At 39.6% G+C, this 16,855-nt stretch carries 16 protein-coding genes and 1 other annotated feature; all 16 genes read left to right on the top strand.

Annotation, left to right across the window (positions count from 1 at the left end; all coding sequences use genetic code 11):
* The first annotated feature begins 2 nt into the window (after positions 1 to 2).
* Positions 3 to 2,171: an HD family phosphohydrolase gene (locus GN217_RS11470; RefSeq protein ID WP_232334414.1), complete on the top strand. Its 2,169-nt coding sequence runs from the start codon at positions 3 to 5 to the stop codon at positions 2,169 to 2,171.
* The gene (gene ybeY, locus GN217_RS11465) at positions 2,171 to 2,635 is read left to right on the top strand and encodes an rRNA maturation RNase YbeY (protein WP_156856816.1); all 465 of its coding nucleotides are present in this window, start codon (positions 2,171 to 2,173) and stop codon (positions 2,633 to 2,635) included. The genes GN217_RS11470 and ybeY overlap by 1 nt, the downstream gene beginning before the upstream one ends.
* The gene (locus GN217_RS11460) at positions 2,613 to 2,987 is read left to right on the top strand and encodes a diacylglycerol kinase family protein (protein ID WP_156856815.1); all 375 of its coding nucleotides are present in this window, start codon (positions 2,613 to 2,615) and stop codon (positions 2,985 to 2,987) included. The genes ybeY and GN217_RS11460 overlap by 23 nt, the downstream gene beginning before the upstream one ends.
* 629 nt (positions 2,988 to 3,616) lie before the next feature.
* Positions 3,617 to 4,519, top strand: a complete 903-nt coding sequence (gene era / locus GN217_RS11455) for a GTPase Era (RefSeq protein ID WP_156856814.1) — start codon at positions 3,617 to 3,619, stop codon at positions 4,517 to 4,519.
* 96 nt (positions 4,520 to 4,615) lie between these two features.
* The gene (locus tag GN217_RS11450) at positions 4,616 to 4,759 is read left to right on the top strand and encodes a YqzL family protein (RefSeq protein ID WP_156856813.1); all 144 of its coding nucleotides are present in this window, start codon (positions 4,616 to 4,618) and stop codon (positions 4,757 to 4,759) included.
* 34 nt (positions 4,760 to 4,793) lie between these two features.
* Positions 4,794 to 5,540: a DNA repair protein RecO gene (gene recO / locus GN217_RS11445; protein ID WP_156856812.1), complete on the top strand. Its 747-nt coding sequence runs from the start codon at positions 4,794 to 4,796 to the stop codon at positions 5,538 to 5,540.
* A 56-nt stretch (positions 5,541 to 5,596) separates the two neighbouring features.
* Positions 5,597 to 5,769 (top strand) — a binding site (T-box leader).
* A 69-nt stretch (positions 5,770 to 5,838) separates the two neighbouring features.
* The gene (gene glyQ, locus GN217_RS11440) at positions 5,839 to 6,726 is read left to right on the top strand and encodes a glycine--tRNA ligase subunit alpha (RefSeq protein ID WP_156856811.1); all 888 of its coding nucleotides are present in this window, start codon (positions 5,839 to 5,841) and stop codon (positions 6,724 to 6,726) included.
* On the top strand, positions 6,719 to 8,794 hold the full coding sequence (gene glyS, locus GN217_RS11435) for a glycine--tRNA ligase subunit beta (RefSeq protein WP_156856810.1): 2,076 nt from the start codon (positions 6,719 to 6,721) through the stop codon (positions 8,792 to 8,794). The genes glyQ and glyS overlap by 8 nt, the downstream gene beginning before the upstream one ends.
* Before the next feature lie 85 nt (positions 8,795 to 8,879).
* The gene (gene ccpN, locus GN217_RS11430) at positions 8,880 to 9,512 is read left to right on the top strand and encodes a transcriptional regulator CcpN (protein ID WP_156856809.1); all 633 of its coding nucleotides are present in this window, start codon (positions 8,880 to 8,882) and stop codon (positions 9,510 to 9,512) included.
* Positions 9,513 to 9,529: 17 nt separating this feature from the next.
* On the top strand, positions 9,530 to 10,345 hold the full coding sequence (locus GN217_RS11425; protein WP_156856808.1) for a pyruvate, water dikinase regulatory protein: 816 nt from the start codon (positions 9,530 to 9,532) through the stop codon (positions 10,343 to 10,345).
* 457 nt (positions 10,346 to 10,802) lie between these two features.
* The gene (dnaG, locus tag GN217_RS11420) at positions 10,803 to 12,620 is read left to right on the top strand and encodes a DNA primase (protein WP_156856807.1); all 1,818 of its coding nucleotides are present in this window, start codon (positions 10,803 to 10,805) and stop codon (positions 12,618 to 12,620) included.
* A gap of 39 nt (positions 12,621 to 12,659) precedes the next feature.
* On the top strand, positions 12,660 to 13,775 hold the full coding sequence (rpoD, locus tag GN217_RS11415) for an RNA polymerase sigma factor RpoD (RefSeq protein ID WP_156856806.1): 1,116 nt from the start codon (positions 12,660 to 12,662) through the stop codon (positions 13,773 to 13,775).
* A 140-nt stretch (positions 13,776 to 13,915) separates the two neighbouring features.
* Positions 13,916 to 14,464: a hypothetical protein gene (locus GN217_RS11410; RefSeq protein ID WP_156856805.1), complete on the top strand. Its 549-nt coding sequence runs from the start codon at positions 13,916 to 13,918 to the stop codon at positions 14,462 to 14,464.
* 90 nt (positions 14,465 to 14,554) lie between these two features.
* A complete protein-coding gene (locus tag GN217_RS11405) occupies positions 14,555 to 14,947 on the top strand; it encodes a c-type cytochrome (RefSeq protein WP_156856804.1) in 393 nt (130 codons plus the stop codon).
* 69 nt (positions 14,948 to 15,016) lie between these two features.
* Complete coding sequence (locus tag GN217_RS11400; protein WP_156856803.1) at positions 15,017 to 15,760, top strand: tRNA (adenine(22)-N(1))-methyltransferase; 744 nt, start codon at positions 15,017 to 15,019, stop codon at positions 15,758 to 15,760.
* A complete protein-coding gene (locus GN217_RS11395) occupies positions 15,726 to 16,841 on the top strand; it encodes a Nif3-like dinuclear metal center hexameric protein (RefSeq protein ID WP_156856802.1) in 1,116 nt (371 codons plus the stop codon). The genes GN217_RS11400 and GN217_RS11395 overlap by 35 nt, the downstream gene beginning before the upstream one ends.
* The last annotated feature ends 14 nt before the right edge of the window (positions 16,842 to 16,855 follow it).

Below are 16,855 nucleotides of genomic sequence, written 5' to 3'. Positions count from 1 at the left end.
AAGTGAAAAAGAAAAAGAATTTTTTCCAAAAAGTAGAGAAATGGCTGGGAAATAGAACAAGTTTATTTTTAATTGTCGTTGCAGTGTTCATACAAAGTATTTTCTTCTTTTTCATTTCCTTAAATAATGTCTATACGGAAACGTATGACTTACAACGATTTGCTACAGCGAATACGACGATCCGTTCACCGGTAACGATTGAAAATGAAGTGGAAACAGAGAGAAAGACAAGGGAAGCGGTCCAGCAAATCGGTGACAGATATTCGATATCCGAACAGGTCAATAACGAAAGAATCGGTTATAGTGAGGAGTTATTCGATGCAGTTCTTTCCTTAAACGATGAATCGAATAAGACCAAGGACAAAGATAAACAGGTGAAAGAAGGAGAAAGCGAAGAGGAAGCTGCCGAACTATCGACGGAGGAGAAAATTGACCGATTAAGACAAGTCCTCTCCGAAGAAATTGTACTAGAAGCGAGTGCCGATTCCTTTCGTACATTAATTAATCAACCGCGGGAGGAAATCGAAAAGGCTAAAAAGCTTTTTATCGCTAGTGTAAAAGAGGTAATGGAAGAGGGAGTCCGAACAGAGAATCTGCAATCGGCTAGAGGCATTGTCGAAGATGAAATAAAGTATTCAGAACTCGATCCTGTTCTTAAAGATGCGCTTATCGAGTTTGCAAACTTTATCGTAACAGAAAACTCATTTTTCGATTTGGAAGCGACGAATGAAGCACGAAAAATTGCTGCCAGCAATGTCGATCCGGAAATGATAAAAGCCGGGGAGATCATAGTCAGTGAAGGTCAAGTGATTACGAATGAAATATATGAACAGCTGCAACTTGTCGGTTTACTTGATGGGGAACGTAATTTTTTTCCCGTCATCGGCTTAGTTCTGTTGTTAATTATACTTGGCAGTATTTCATTCGTCGAGATTAATAAGTTGGCCAAGCGTGAAACAATGAATAAGCGCGTATTGGCTGCGCTATTAACGATAAGTTTCATTGTAGTTACATTAATGAAAGTTGTCAGCCTATTTTCGACGGATAACAACCAACTGTTCTATATTATGCCTATTGCCATGGGGGCCCTTTTATTGAAGTTATTCATCAGTGAACGGCTGGCGATCATTATGGCAGGAATTTATGCAATTATAGGTACAGTTATATTCAATGGACTTATTCCAGGGGCATTAAATATTGAAGCAGGAATTTATTTCTTCTTTTCCCAACTGGCAGGAATTATTTTCTTCCCGCAAGTGAAAGACCGTTTAGCTATTTTAAAGGCGGGATTGGGAATTATATTAGTGAATATCCTGACTGTATTACTATTTCTATTCTTGTCCTTTGAAAAATATACGTTAATTGACTTTTTCCTAAACTCAGCATACGGACTTGTTTCCGCATTCTTAGCTGCAGTGTTGACAATCGGTCTTTTACCGTTCTTTGAGACAGGTTTGGGTATCTTATCAGACACGAGATTGCTGCAGCTCTCAAGCCCGAATCAGCCCTTACTCAAGAAATTGCTAGTTGAAGCACCGGGCACTTACCACCATTCTGTCATGGTTGCGAACATTAGTGAGACGGCATGTGAGGCGATTGGTGCAAATGGATTGTTAGCAAGAGTCGGTGCGTATTATCATGATATTGGAAAAACCGTCCGTCCGCAGTTCTTTATTGAAAATCAGTTATCTAATCAGAACCCGCATGACCGGATGGATCCAAAAGAAAGTGCAAAAATAATCATTAGTCACCCTTATGATGGGGTAGAAATGTTGAAAGAGAACAAGTTACCGAAAGAAATTATTGAGATTGCAAAGTCACATCATGGAACTTCATTGCTCAAATTCTTCTATTATAAAGAGAAAGAGAAGAATCCAGATGTGCAGGAAGAGGAGTTCCGTTATCCTGGTCCCAAACCGCAATTGAAAGAGGCTGCTGTTGTCAGCATTTGTGACTCTGTAGAAGCTGCTGTGCGGTCGTTATCTGAGCCGACCGAAGAGAAAATTGAAGAGATTGTTGCAGCGATAATGAGTGATAAAATAGCGGATGGCCAATTGGATGAAAGTCCACTAACATTAACGGAATTAAAAGTCATTCAACGGACAATTTGTGATTCATTAAAAGGTTTTTTCCATTCAAGAATCCAGTATCCAAATAGGGAGGAAACATAATGCATATCGATTTTCATGATAAAACGAATTTATTACCAGCCGACCAGGTGGATCTATTGAAACGTCTATTGGAATTTGCTGCAAAGCGGGAGGGGGTCTCCAACGAAGCGGAGATGTCCGTTAATTTTGTCCATGATGGTGAAATCCAAGAATTAAACCGTAATTACCGGCAGAGGAACACACCGACAGACGTCATATCCTTTGCCATGCAGGACCGTGTGGATGGAGAGATGCATATCCAAGGAGTGGATATACCTATTATACTTGGCGATATCGTGATCTCCGTCGACCGGGCACAGGAACAAGCGGATGAGTATGGGCACACTCTAGAGCGGGAAATTGCTTTTCTGACCATCCATGGATTTTTGCACTTACTTGGCTACGATCATATGACAGAGACAGATGAAAAGGAAATGTTTGCGAAACAAAGAGAGATATTGAGTGAGTTTGGCATTGAAAGATAAGAGAGGAAAGGTCGGCTTTCATCATGCTTTTGCTGGAATCAGGGCCGTATTTAAATCGGAGTGGAACTTTCGTTTTCATGTAAGCACCATGGTACTGGTTCTTGCTGCTGGCTTACTATTCGAGCTGTCGCAGCTCGAATGGGCACTCATTATTATTGTAATCGGGCTGGTTCTTCTAACGGAACTTTTAAATACAGCGATCGAAAAATTGATTGATTATCTGCGACCGGAGATTCATCCCGATGCCCGCTTCATTAAAGATGCGGCTGCAGGTGCTGTTTTTGTCAGTTCCATTGTTGCTGTACTAGTCGGAGTAATTATTTTTCTCCCAAAACTCCTATCCATCTTCTAACGTACTCAGCTGATTACTTTCATTCAGCGTAGGTGTCTTTGCTCGTTTATTTAATTTGGTGCTCTAATCGCCGTTCAGTTGCCCGGCGGACGGATGCTTTCCACGGGCACGGCCTCAGCCTCCTCGGAAGAAGTTCGCTTCCTGCGGGGTCTTCGGACTCGTGCTTTTCCCGTAGGAGTCACCGTCCGCCGGGCAACTGAACTGGTAGAGAGCGTTATTATTAACGGAAACTATCCCAACTATGGTGAGAGTTCTAATTCCTTAAATGAAAAATAGTGCTCCAAATTGGACTTTTCCTAGGAGCAGTCCAGACACCTCGAGACTCCAGCAGGAGGATAGGCATAGGTGAGACCCCGCAGGGCGACAGCCCGAGGCAGACTAAGAACGCCACGTCCTGTGGCAACGTCTGCATTAGCACATCCTATGCGTCGAGGCTCACCAGCCGCCTGCGGAAAGCGAGAGGTGTCTGGACTGCGGACCTCCAGGAGAAGGTTGCACTTACGCTGAATGAAAGTGATTTATCCCCTGTCAATTCTTCGGAAGTTTTCAGAACCTTTGTCGAAAGTAGAAAAAGCGATTCGTTTTATAGTATGATAATAAAAAACAAGACATCTTGGAGGAAAAATTACATGAAATCCAATTATAAATCGGGCTTTATCGCGATTATTGGCAGACCGAATGTGGGAAAGTCTACATTCCTTAATCACGTAATCGGACAAAAAATTGCCATTATGAGTGATAAGCCACAAACAACAAGAAATAAAATACAGGGTGTACTTACAACCGATGATTATCAAATGGTGTTTATCGATACACCAGGTATCCATAAACCGAAACACCGCCTCGGAGATTTCATGATGAAAATTGCCGACAATACATTAAATGAAGTCGATGCAGTATTATTTATGATTAACGCAGACGAGGGTTATGGACGAGGGGATCAATTTATCATCGATCGTTTGGAAAACGTTAAAAGCCCTGTCTTTTTAATTATTAATAAAATTGATTTAGTTTCACCAGAATCTTTACTGGGTATTATTGATGAATATAGGCAAAAAGGTGATTTCCAGGAAATTATTCCAATTTCTGCACTTCAAGGGAATAATGTCAATCGCTTATTAACCGAATTACAGAATTATTTGCCGGAAGGACCACTTTATTATCCGCAAGATCAAATCACGGATCATCCAGAACGCTTTATTATTACAGAATTCATTCGGGAAAAAGCACTGCATCTTACGAGGGAAGAAGTGCCGCACTCCATCGCTGTCGCACTTGAAAACATGGAAAGACGAAAGGATGAAACCGTCTTTATTCAAGCGACAATCGTAACAGAAAGAAGTAGCCAAAAAGGTATTATTATCGGTAAGCAAGGTAGTATGCTAAAGAAAATCGGTCAAGAAGCCAGGAAAGATATTGAGCGTCTTCTCGGTTCGAAAGTATATTTAGAACTTTGGGTAAAAGTTAAAAAAGACTGGCGGAATAAGCAGAGCCAACTGCACGAATTAGGATTTAGACAAGATGAATATTAAACCATGGTAAAATTTAATACTTATTGTTTTCAGCTTCATGGTCAATCTAGAAATAGAAGCATTTTCAAAAGAAAAAATAGAAAGGCGGGGTTTCTTGTGCTTGATATTACGTGGAAAGTATTTAGTCAGACAGGAAACATTGAAACCTATTTATTATACAAAGAACTGGAAAATGTAGATAATGAAGAGAATGATGCAGATGAAGATGAATCAAATGAGATTGAGACAACCAAAATGTAACCTGGGATTATGAAAGGAAAAGAGCTGAACAGCTTTGCTTGAAAAAATTGAAGGGATTATTTTAAAGACGATTGATTATGGCGAAACGAATAAAATTATAACGATATTTAGTAAGAATATCGGGAAGTTCACCGCAATGGCAAGAGGGGCGAAGAAGCCTAGAAGCAGAATGGCTGCTGTGACGCAGCCATTCATTGCTGGTCAATTTTTTGTATATATCAATCCCGGTTTAAGTACAATTCGACAGGGGGAAATCTTAGAATCTTTTCGGCCACTGCGGGAAGATATTGAAAAAACAGCTTATACTGCTTATCTGATTGAACTGTCGGAGAAACTTCTTGATGATAAAACACCAGAGCCTTATTTATACGATCAGCTCTACCGTACGATGGAATGGATTGCGGAACACGATGAATATGATATCCCTATTTTGATGTATGAATTAAAAATATTTCAAAAAGGTGGCTTTGCGCCAACGCTTTCCCACTGTAGTAATTGTGGAAATAAAGAAGGACCTTATGCATTTTCAATAGGAGAAGGCGGCTTATTATGCAGACGATGTTTGTCGCTTGATGACCAAGCTGTCCAATTAACAGAAATACAGGTAAAATTATTGCAGATGTTTCAAGCAGTTGGGATCGAGCAAGTCGGTGAAATATCGGTGAAATTAGAAAACCGTCAGTTATTTAGGCGGCTTCTTGATGCCTATTATGACCGATTTGGTGGATATTTCTTGAAATCAAGGAGATTTTTGAATCAATTAGATCAGTTTAAAGGATGAACATTGACATTATCCGTTTTCTGGATTATGATGTTACATATTTACAAAATAATATTTCACATGTGTTGAAGGAGAAAGTACTTATCAATAATTCTTCTCAAGCGAGTCCAGGATGGTGTAAGCTGGATGAAGATTGAATAAGGAAGAGGCACTCCAGAGCATGATAATAAAGTGACTCAAGAAACTTGGGTAAATAGGGTGGAACCGCGGTATAAAAGCCGTCCCTATGCTTGTAATAGACTACAAGCATAGGGACGGCTTTTCTTATGATTAAAAGGAGTAAATGGAGGTACTGATAATGAATATTCAACAAATGATTCTAGAATTGCAAAAGCATTGGTCCGAGCAAAATTGTATTCTCGTCCAAGCTTATGATACGGAGAAAGGGGCAGGGACGATGTCACCGATGACGCTACTTCGGAGTCTCGGACCGGAACCGTGGAATGTTGCTTATGTGGAACCATCGCGAAGACCGGATGATGGCAGATATGGGGATAACCCTAACAGGCTGTATCAGCATCATCAGTTCCAAGTCATTATGAAACCATCACCTGATAATATTCAGGAACTATATTTGGAGTCATTAAAAAAGATTGGGATAGACCCACTGCAGCATGATATTCGTTTTGTAGAAGACAACTGGGAAAATCCTACGCTCGGTGCTGCTGGTTTAGGTTGGGAAGTATGGCTGGATGGAATGGAAATTACCCAATTTACCTATTTTCAGCAAATTGGTGGACTTGAAGCAAATCCGGTTTCAGTCGAACTGACATATGGAATAGAACGGTTAGCTTCATACATCCAGGATAAAGAAAATGTCTTTGATTTGGAGTGGACGGATGGTGTCACTGTAAGAGATATTTTTTATCAACCAGAGTTCGAACATTCGACATATACTTTTGAAGAATCGGATACAGCAATGCTGTTTGAATTATTTTCCATGTACGAGAACGAAGCAAAGCGGATTATGGAAAAAGGGCTTGTGTTTCCGGCGTATGATTATGTCTTGAAATGTTCGCACACCTTCAACTTACTTGATGCGCGAGGTGTTATCTCTGTAACAGAAAGAACAGGCTACATTACAAGGGTAAGGAATCTTGCGAGAGGTATTGCGAAAACATATGTACAAGAACGGGAAAGATTAGGCTTTCCAATGCTTCAGAAAGGGGAAGAAGTAAATGGCTAAACATGTTTTATTCGAGATAGGAATGGAAGAATTACCAGCTCGTTTTATAGATGACGCGGAGCTGCAATTAAAAGAAAAAACAGCCAAATGGCTAGAGGATTTAAGGATTGCGTATGACTCGATTACTTCTTTTTCCACCCCGCGTCGTTTAGCAGTACGAATTGAAAATATTGCTGACATGCAAACGACGATTGAAGAAGAGGCAAGAGGGCCAGCCCTAACCATTGCTAAAGACGAGAATGGAGAATGGACAAAGGCGGCAATAGGCTTTGCCAAAGGGCAGGGAAAAACGGTGGAAGACCTTGTGGAAAAAGAAGTAAACGGTAAAGCATATGTGTTTGTTACAAAAAGGATTGAGGGAAAAGCGACCAACGAACTGTTACCAGGGTTTAAAGATGTTATAACATCCATCTCGTTCAGTAATAATATGCGGTGGGGAACGAATACCTTGCGTTTTGCCAGACCGATTCGCTGGCTTGTTGCGTTGTATGGAAACGAAATTGTGCCATTTGAAATTACTAAAGTTGAAACGAGCAATGTCACTTACGGGCATCGTTTCCTTGGGAAGTCAGTGACTTTAGGTGATGCGATGGATTATGAGAAGAAATTAAAAGAAAACTTTGTTATAGCTGATGCCAAGGAACGGAAAGCACGTATCTTGGAAGGAATCGATGAACTGCAAAATGATCAATTTCAAGTGAGTGTTGATCAAGATTTGTTAGCCGAAGTGACTAACCTAGTCGAATACCCAACAGTCTTTAAAGGAGAATTCGAGGAAATGTTTCTTGATCTCCCGAGTGAAGTCCTAATTATCTCTATGAAGGAACACCAACGATACTTTCCAGTGAAGTCCAAAGAAGTGAAGTTGCTACCTTCGTTTATTGGAGTTAGAAATGGGGATGACACCGCTCTTGAAACAGTGATTCGAGGAAATGAAAAAGTATTACGCGCCCGGCTGCAAGACGCGGAGTTTTTCTATGACGAAGATCAAAAGAATACAATAGATCATCATTTAGAGAAATTATCACGCGTCGTTTTCCAAGAAAAACTAGGTACACTTGCTGAAAAGACGGAAAGAGTTACTGCTTTAACGGAACGGATTGCAGAAAATCTGAACTTGCCTGCTAATATGATAGAAGATGCCTCGCGGGCGGCAGAAATCAGTAAGTTTGATTTAATGACGAACATGGTTAATGAATTTACTGATTTACAAGGGATTATCGGTGAAATTTATGCCTTGAATTTAGGTGAGAAAGAAGCTGTAGCAGCAGCTATCCGAGAGCAGTATCTTCCAACACATGCAAATGGCGACCTTCCCGATTCAGAAATTGGGGCAATCCTTAGTGTTGCTGAGAAGATCGACACGATTGTCGGGATTATATCGGTCGGTAAGATCCCAACAGGGTCTCAAGACCCCTATGCGCTAAGAAGGCAAGCAATCGGCGTTTTACGTATTTTAGAAGCTGGAAAATGGGAAATGAAAGTAGAGGACCTCTTACAACTTGCCTATGACTTATACGATGAGCTAGAGATTGAAAAGATCAGTGATTATAAAGAGAAAATCCATGAATTCTTCAAGCTGCGTGCTTCTCATTTGTTAAAAGAAGCTGGAATAGAACAAGATGTTTTCCAAGCTGTCATGGATAAGGAAATGGGCAACTTTACTTATGCAATGGCTAAAGCTCGTCATTTATCGAAAAAACGTCATGAAGAAGCTTTTAAAGAAAAGGAAGAAGCGCTTGTTCGCATACTAAACCTTGCTGATAAAGCGGAAAATAATGAAATCAATCCACAGGCGTTTGAAACGGATTCGGAAAAAGCGTTATTCGAACAATTTGAGTTATCGCGTAAAGCATTTAGTGACCATGATAAAGCACACGATGCCGTGAAAGCATTTGAGCAACTGGAGGCATTAGCCGACCCAATCCATGAATTCTTTGACAATAATATGGTTATGGCAGATAATATGGAATTAAGGAATAATCGGTTAGCACTCGTTGCAGCTATTTCCAGTTTAATTTTAGACTATGCAGATCTTGCTCTAATTGAGTGGAAACAACATTTCTAAAAGCTTATAGTATAACATAATTCCTTTCCATCACCAAATAATGTATAATATATAGTGATTAGTATGTCCTATAGGTGGTGGGAAGATGGAATTATCGGATCGTCAAGAACAGATCATTGAGATTGTAAAACCAAATGGCCCGATAACGGGTGAGAAAATTGCGGAAAAATTAGGATTAACTAGGGCAACATTACGACCTGATCTTGCTATTCTAACGATGGCGGGGATTTTAGAAGCAAGACCCCGCGTCGGTTACTTTTTTACTGGAAAGACTGGGTCAGAGTTGCTCACTGAGAATATAAAAAAGTTGAAAGTTCAGGACTACCAGCAGATACCGGTTGCAATCAGGGAAGATGCTTCCGTCTATGATGCCATTACATCCATGTTTTTAGAAGATGTAGGTACGTTATTCGTTGTCGATGAACAGTCATGCCTAACAGGTGTTCTTTCCAGAAAAGATTTGCTGCGGGCAAGTTTGGGGCAACAGCATTTAAGCGGCGTACCTGTCCACATCATCATGACTAGGATGCCGAATATTACGGTCTGTAGGAAAAATGATTCCTTAATCGAAGCAGCACAAAAGTTGATCAATAAGCAAATTGATGGACTTCCAGTAGTAAAAGATACGGAAGCCGGACTTGAAGTTATTGGGAGAATAACAAAAACGTCAATGACGAAAGCACTAGTGGAATTAACAATGGATGAACGTTTTGATTGAATATAAGGGGGAAGAAAATGAGTACGAAACCGACCGTATTTATTTTATCGGATTCAGTTGGAGAAACAGCGGAACTTGTAGTAAAAGCGGGATTAAGTCAATTTAACGGGGATTATAAAATTATCCGCATTCCTTACGTTGAAGATCGGGGGACAATTCAGGAATACATACAAATTGCGAAAGAACAGCAAGGGATGATCGGATTCACTTTAGTCGATCCGGAACTCAGAAGTTATTTAAACGAAGAAGCGGAACGCGTTGGTGTTGAGGCAATTGATATAATGGGACCTGCGATGGACGCGATGGAGAAATACTTTAAAAAAGAACCTCGCTTAGAACCCGGTCTCGTACATAAGCTTGATGAAGATTATTTCAAACGGGTAGAAGCAATAGAATTTGCTGTGAAGTATGATGATGGAAGAGACCCAAGAGGAATTGCGCGAGCTGATATTATCCTAGTCGGAATTTCGCGGACTTCAAAGACTCCGTTATCTCAATATCTTGCTAATAAACGGATAAAAGTAGCGAACGTTCCGATTGTTCCAGAAGTCGAGCCACCTGAAGAGTTATTTGAAGTAGCAAAAGATAAATGTATTGGTCTCCGCATCAGTCCGGAGAAATTAAATGAAATTAGGAAAGAAAGGTTAAAAGCCCTTGGACTTGGTAATCAAGCAACCTATGCAACAATTAAACGAATTAACCAGGAACTGGAATACTTTGATAAAGTAATTGAAAAAATTAATTGTGAAGTAATTGATGTATCAAATAAGGCAGTGGAAGAAACCGCAAATATTATTTTACACATGATCAAAAATAAAGCGGAAAATAACTAAAATTCCTTAAAAGTCAAAAAAGGTTGGGTTTTCACCCAGCTTTTTTCCTGTTTTAATAAAAATGAGCAAACGAATAGAAATATTTGTCTAGATGTATTATAATAATTTTTCGTGCAAACCTAGTATTATTACTTAAAATATGCGGAGTTATATTCAGAAAAAAAAACATTCATTAAAAAGCAGGAATCTGCCCCCTGCTTATCGAAATTAAGAGTAAAGAAAAAGGCAAAATTAATTTTTTGGCGAAAACTGCATAGAATTCCAGCATTTTTATTTTCTTCATTCAGGAAAATAATGGTGGGGAGGTTAATATCATCATAGAGGTGAGCAGATACAGACAAAATAAGTGTGCTGCACTAAATCTGTATAATTAACAGTTCACTGTTTTTTTACGGTTTTATGAAGAAAAATGTCGTTTTTTGAAGGAGTTTCTAGATTTATCACGAATAAATAGAATATGGTGATTGAGTTGAGTCAAATACCAGAAGAAGTAATAGAAGAAGTAAGAAAAGCCAATAATATTGTGGATGTTGTTGGAGAATATGTACAACTAAAGAAACAAGGAAGGAATTACTTCGGTCTTTGTCCCTTCCATGGTGAAAAGACACCATCCTTCTCGGTCACACAGGATAAACAAATTTTTCACTGTTTTGGATGTGGAAAAGGTGGAAATGTCGTGACATTTTTAATGGAAATAGAAAGTTTTTCATTTTTTGAAGCAATGGAGGTGCTGGCCGGTCGCGCAGGAATCAGCCTTCCTACGACAGGAAATGAGAATAGGTCTTCCTATTCCGACGAAAACCAGCGGATACTGGAGGCTTCTGAATGGTTAACAAAGCTTTATCATCATTTACTCCGCTATACGAAGGACGGTAAGGAAGGATATAACTATTTCCAAGATCGGTCAATCCAAGATGAAACAATTGATGTCTTTCAACTAGGATTTGCTCCGAATACTAAAGATTTCATTGTGGAATTTCTTGAAAAGAAGGGCTTCAATAAGCAATTACTTATCAAAGCAGGGCTTGTTTCGGAAAGGGATGATGGAACTGTTACGGACCGGTTCCAGGGGCGGGTTATTTTCCCGATACGGAATCACCTCGGTAAGACAGTTGCCTTCGGTGGACGAGCTATTCACGATCAAGGACCGAAATATTTAAACAGTCCGGAGAGCGAATTATTCCAGAAAGGAAGGCTGCTTTATAATTTCGATCTGGCAAAAAGACATATTCGGAAAGAAAATGAAGTAATATTGTTTGAAGGGTATATGGATGTAATTGCAGCTTACCAGGCAGGAATAAAAAATGTTGTAGCTACATTAGGGACAGCGCTCTCGGAATCTCAAGCGAAAATGCTTAGAAGGTACGTCAATGATGTCATTATTTGTTATGACGGAGACGATGCTGGTCAAGAAGCAAGTTTTAAGGCAGCTGCAACTCTACGCCAAGCTAGTTGTAAGGTCAAAGTCGCTTATTTAAAGGACGGAAGTGATCCAGATACCTTTATTGAAAGACACGGCGGCGAAGCATTCCAAGACCAAATCTTACGCGCAAGTGATACGTATATGACGTTTTTAATGCGTTATTATAAAAAAGATTATAATCTTAGCCTAGAAGCCGATAAGCTGAATTACATCCAAAAGGTTTTAAAAGAGCTGTCTATGGTTGAAAGCTCATTAGAAAGGGAATATTATTTACAGGAGCTAAGCAAGGACTTCTCGATGTCTCTCGATGTTCTAAAAGAAGAATTAGAGACAATTCAAGCAAAATATGGGAATCAGCCGGATAAGACAACCGAGAACAGATATACTAGTAATACTGTTATTTTGCCCAAGAAGCGGAAACTATTACCAGCATATCAAAATGCAGAAAGAAAAATTATTTACTATATGATGCAGAACGATTGGGTGGCTAACCGTGTTCAAGAAGAACTCGGGGCAAACTTTAGAGTTGATGATCATAAAATAATTGTTACTTATCTTTATGCTTTCTATGAAGATGGAAACAAACCTGATATAAGTAAATTCCTCGAAAGTATAAATGATGATAGATTGAAACAGCTCATCTCGGAGATAGCTATGTCCCCTGAGGTGGATGAAATTAGTGAGGAGGCGCTCGGTGATTATATTCGAATGGTTGAAACCGAATCAAGTAATAAAAGTGTAATCCAATCTTTAAAAGAACAGTTAAAGGTAGCAGAACAGCAAAGTGATCCGATAAAGGCGGCTCAAATTGCCGAAGAAATTTTACAGATTCAAAGAAAGCTGAAACATTAATGTTAATGGAATTTTAATTTGTTGGAAGGAGGGGGACTCATGACCGATAAAAAGCCTACTCAAACAAAAGAAACTGAAATGACTTTAGAGATGGCTAAGGATAATTTAGTCGAAATTGGTAAGAAACGCGGTACATTAGCCTATGAAGAGGTGGCTGACCGACTTGCTAATTTCGAAATTGAATCCGATGAGATGGAGGAGTTCTACGAATACCTGAATGAACAAGGGATTGAAGTAATTGGAGAATCTGAGGATGATCCAAATATGCAGAAAATAGCAAAGGAAGAAGAAATAGATACGGATGACTTAAGTGTCCCTTTAGGAATTAAAATAAATGATCCAGTTCGTATGTATTTAAAAGAAATTGGAAGGGTGAACCTTCTATCTGCAGCTGAAGAAATTGAGCTTGCATCCCGTATTGAACAAGGTGACGAGGAGGCTAAGCGGAGACTGTCAGAGGCAAACTTGCGTCTTGTTGTAAGTATAGCAAAACGCTATGTTGGCCGGGGTATGCTGTTTTTGGACTTAATCCAGGAAGGGAACATGGGGCTTCTTAAAGCCGTCGAAAAGTTCGATTACCGAAAAGGTTTTAAGTTCAGTACGTATGCAACTTGGTGGATTCGTCAGGCAATTACACGGGCGATCGCTGACCAAGCTAGAACAATCCGGATTCCTGTTCATATGGTGGAGACGATCAACAAGCTTATCCGTGTCCAGCGTTCACTGCTTCAGGACTTAGGAAGAGAACCAACTCCTGAAGAAATAGGAGAGGAAATGGAACTATCACCAGATAAGGTGAGAGATATCCTAAAAATCGCTCAAGAACCAGTTTCACTTGAAACGCCAATTGGGGAAGAAGATGATTCCCATTTAGGCGATTTTATTGAAGACCAGGAAGCTATATCTCCATCTGATCATGCAGCTTATGAATTACTGAAGGAGCAGCTGGAAGATGTACTTGATACTTTAACAGATCGTGAAGAAAATGTACTGCGTCTGCGTTTCGGTCTTGATGACGGTCGTACAAGAACACTTGAAGAAGTTGGTAAAGTGTTCGGTGTAACTCGCGAGCGTATTCGTCAAATTGAAGCGAAAGCATTGAGAAAGCTGCGTCACCCTAGCCGCAGCAAGCGCTTGAAAGACTTCTTAGACTAAGACTATAATCCAGTCATTGTTTACACGATGACAAACGTGTAAACAATGACTATTAAATGACTATTTTACAGTATGGAAACAGGCTCTAAACAAAGATGCTGCCTCATTGAACGATCCTATAAAAAATGGGGTGATTACAGGTGGAGCACGAGCGTAAGATAACAATCATCAATGAAATTGAATACTGGAAACAACATAAACTACTGCCAGAGCATTACTGCGATTTCTTGCTTGCTTTATACACGGAAGGTGAAGAAGCAACAACCATCGAACAACAGAGGAAGGGTACTTCTTTTACGAAGGTGGTAGAGCGCTTTCAAATAGCTTTACTTTACCTGTTACTTCCCTTCTCGTTTATTGTCATCTATTTTACTGAATTTCATGTTAATTTGCAACTAGTTATTTTATTTTTGCTACTTAGCTATTCAGTTGCGGTTGCTATCTATTATAAAAATAAGCGAGCTGTATATTTTCATTCAGCTTTTATCATCAGTCTATTCCTGGGTTTATTACTCAGTTTATCAATAAGTAACTTATGGTTTATCCAACCAATCGCGGCTGCTTTAGTTATCGTATGTAATTTCATATTCTGGATTTTCGCGGGTTATAAATTAAAGAGTAAGTATATCGCTTTTATAGGTGCTTTAGGCGTAATATTTGTTTTTTTGTATTATTTTCTTTGGAATTAATATCATTTCCCTTTAAAATTGACACATTATAGAGTAAACTATATATAGTCTTTTATAGATAGAAAAGGGAATACATAAGGAGGCAATTAAATGAAGAATGCAGTAGTACCATACGCACTTATTGCTGTATTAGGAATTGTTGCTGTCATCATCATTTCAGTTATCGGCTTAAATAACCAAGCGGAAATTGCTGAAGGCGAAGACGAAGGTGAAGAAACAGAACAGGTTGAAAACGGTGGAGAAGAGGGCGGTGAAACAGCTGGTGGTGACGCCGATGAGATTTTCCAGAATAACTGTGCAATGTGTCACGGTGCAGACCTTACTGGTGGAGGCGGACCAGATTTAACAGCTGTAGGTGCATCTTATTCAGCGGATGACATAAAAGAAATAATTCAAAATGGTAAAGGCGCAATGCCACCAGTACAAGCAGTGCAAGGCGAAGAACTCGATGCCCTTGCAGAATGGTTGAGTGAAAAACAGTAATATCTATAAAAGGAAAAGACGAGCTTTCTGCTAGAACAGAAAGCTTTTCTTTTTCAAAAGGAGTAAGGGATGAAACAATTAAACTTTAAACTTTCCAAACGTTTAATTGATGTGGCAAATTTTTTACCAACAGGTGCGACATTTGCCGATATAGGATCAGATCATGCGTATTTACCTTGCTATGTGTGCTCGCATGACCCTACTGCAACCGCAATTGCTGGTGAAGTAAACCAGGGTCCATTTGATAGCGCACAAGCGAATGTCCGGCTGCATGGATTGGCGGGGCGTATTACAGTCCGGCTTGGCGACGGTCTAGATGTTGTAAGAGAGGCCGACGATATCCAGCAAGTGGTCATCGCAGGCATGGGCGGAGGATTAATCAAACAAATTTTATCGGATGGAAAAGATAAGCTTGATACGGTTAACCGTATGATTTTACAACCGAATGTCGATGCGAGAAAGGTAAGAATTTGGCTGCATCAAGAAGGCTTCTTATTGACAGAAGAGCGGATTATGGAGGAGAATGGCCATATTTATGAAATTCTTGTCGCAGATCGGGAAGGTAGTGACCCGTATAAAGACGAGATTATGGATAAACAATTTTTATTAGGTCCGTATTTATTAAAGGATAAATCTCCTGTATTTTATAAAAAATGGCGCAAAGAAGCGGATAAATTAAGCCTTATCATCACACAGATGGAGCAGGCGAACAACCCCGATTTAAAACGGATTAACCAATTTAAACGGGAATTAATTTGGATGGAGGAGGAATTAGTCCATGAGCAAAAAAATCATAGTAAAAACAATTTTTGAAGCACTAGAGGAGCTCGCTCCAATAGAGAAAGCTTATTCATGGGATAATGTTGGTCTACAAATTGGTTCCGCTAATCAAAAAGCAAGCAAAATTATGATTACGCTAGACGTACTTGAATCAGTTGTAGATGAAGCAATTGCAAAAAATGTCGATGTTATTATTGCCCACCACCCCCTATTATTTAAACCGCTGAAACAAATTAATTTTGATACTCCAGAAGGTCGGGTCATCACGAAACTGATTCGGCATAATATTACGGTCTATGCGTCCCACACGAATTTAGATGTTGTAAAAGGTGGAGTAAATGATATGTTGGCTGAACAATTGGAAATACGAAAAGGGAAGCCACTTGTTCAAATTGGTACGGAAAAGCTATATAAGTACGCAGTTCACGTTCCCGTTAGCCATCGAGAAACAATCAAGCAGGTGATTGGTGACGCTGGTGGCGGCGAACAGGGTGATTATACTCACTGTTCCTTTGAAATAGAAGGAACTGGCTCATTTAAGCCGGGATCACAAGCCGATCCATTCATAGGTGAAATCGGGGAGATTGCAAAGGTTGAAGAAGTAAAAGTTGAAGCACTTGTACCAGAACATTCTCTTAAGCGAGTTATAGCAGCCGTTCTGGAGGAACATCCTTATGAAGAACCAGCTTATGACATTATCGAATTAACCAATCCCGGTGCAAGCTTTGGACTCGGTCGAATCGGTGAAGTGAAAAATCAAACGAATCTCCAGCAATATGCAGAAGAAGTGAAAGAAAAGTTAGGTTTATCGCATGTTCGAGTTGTTGGAGATTTACAAAAGAATGTTAAAAAAGCGGCTGTAATTGGCGGCAGCGGGGAAAAGTATATTCACGCAGCGAAACGTGCCGGTGCAGACGTTTATATTACAGGGGATGTAGGTTTCCACCAAGCACAGATCGCGATGGAAATGGGACTTGCAATGATTGATGCCGGTCACTATATTGAATCTGTAATGAAAGATAGTGTTAAGGACTATTTAAAACAGAAATTAACAGAATTTGATGTAGAAATTATTACATCCGAACGTAATACCGACCCATTCCAATATTTATAACGGAATGAAGTTAA

It is taken from the genome of Oceanobacillus sp. AG, from assembly GCF_009746545.1.
Taxonomy (GTDB): Bacteria; Bacillota; Bacilli; order Bacillales; family Amphibacillaceae; genus Oceanobacillus; species Oceanobacillus indicireducens.
The sequence above is the reverse complement of the archived record's forward strand: the minus strand, read 5'-3'. Positions and strand labels throughout refer to the sequence as shown.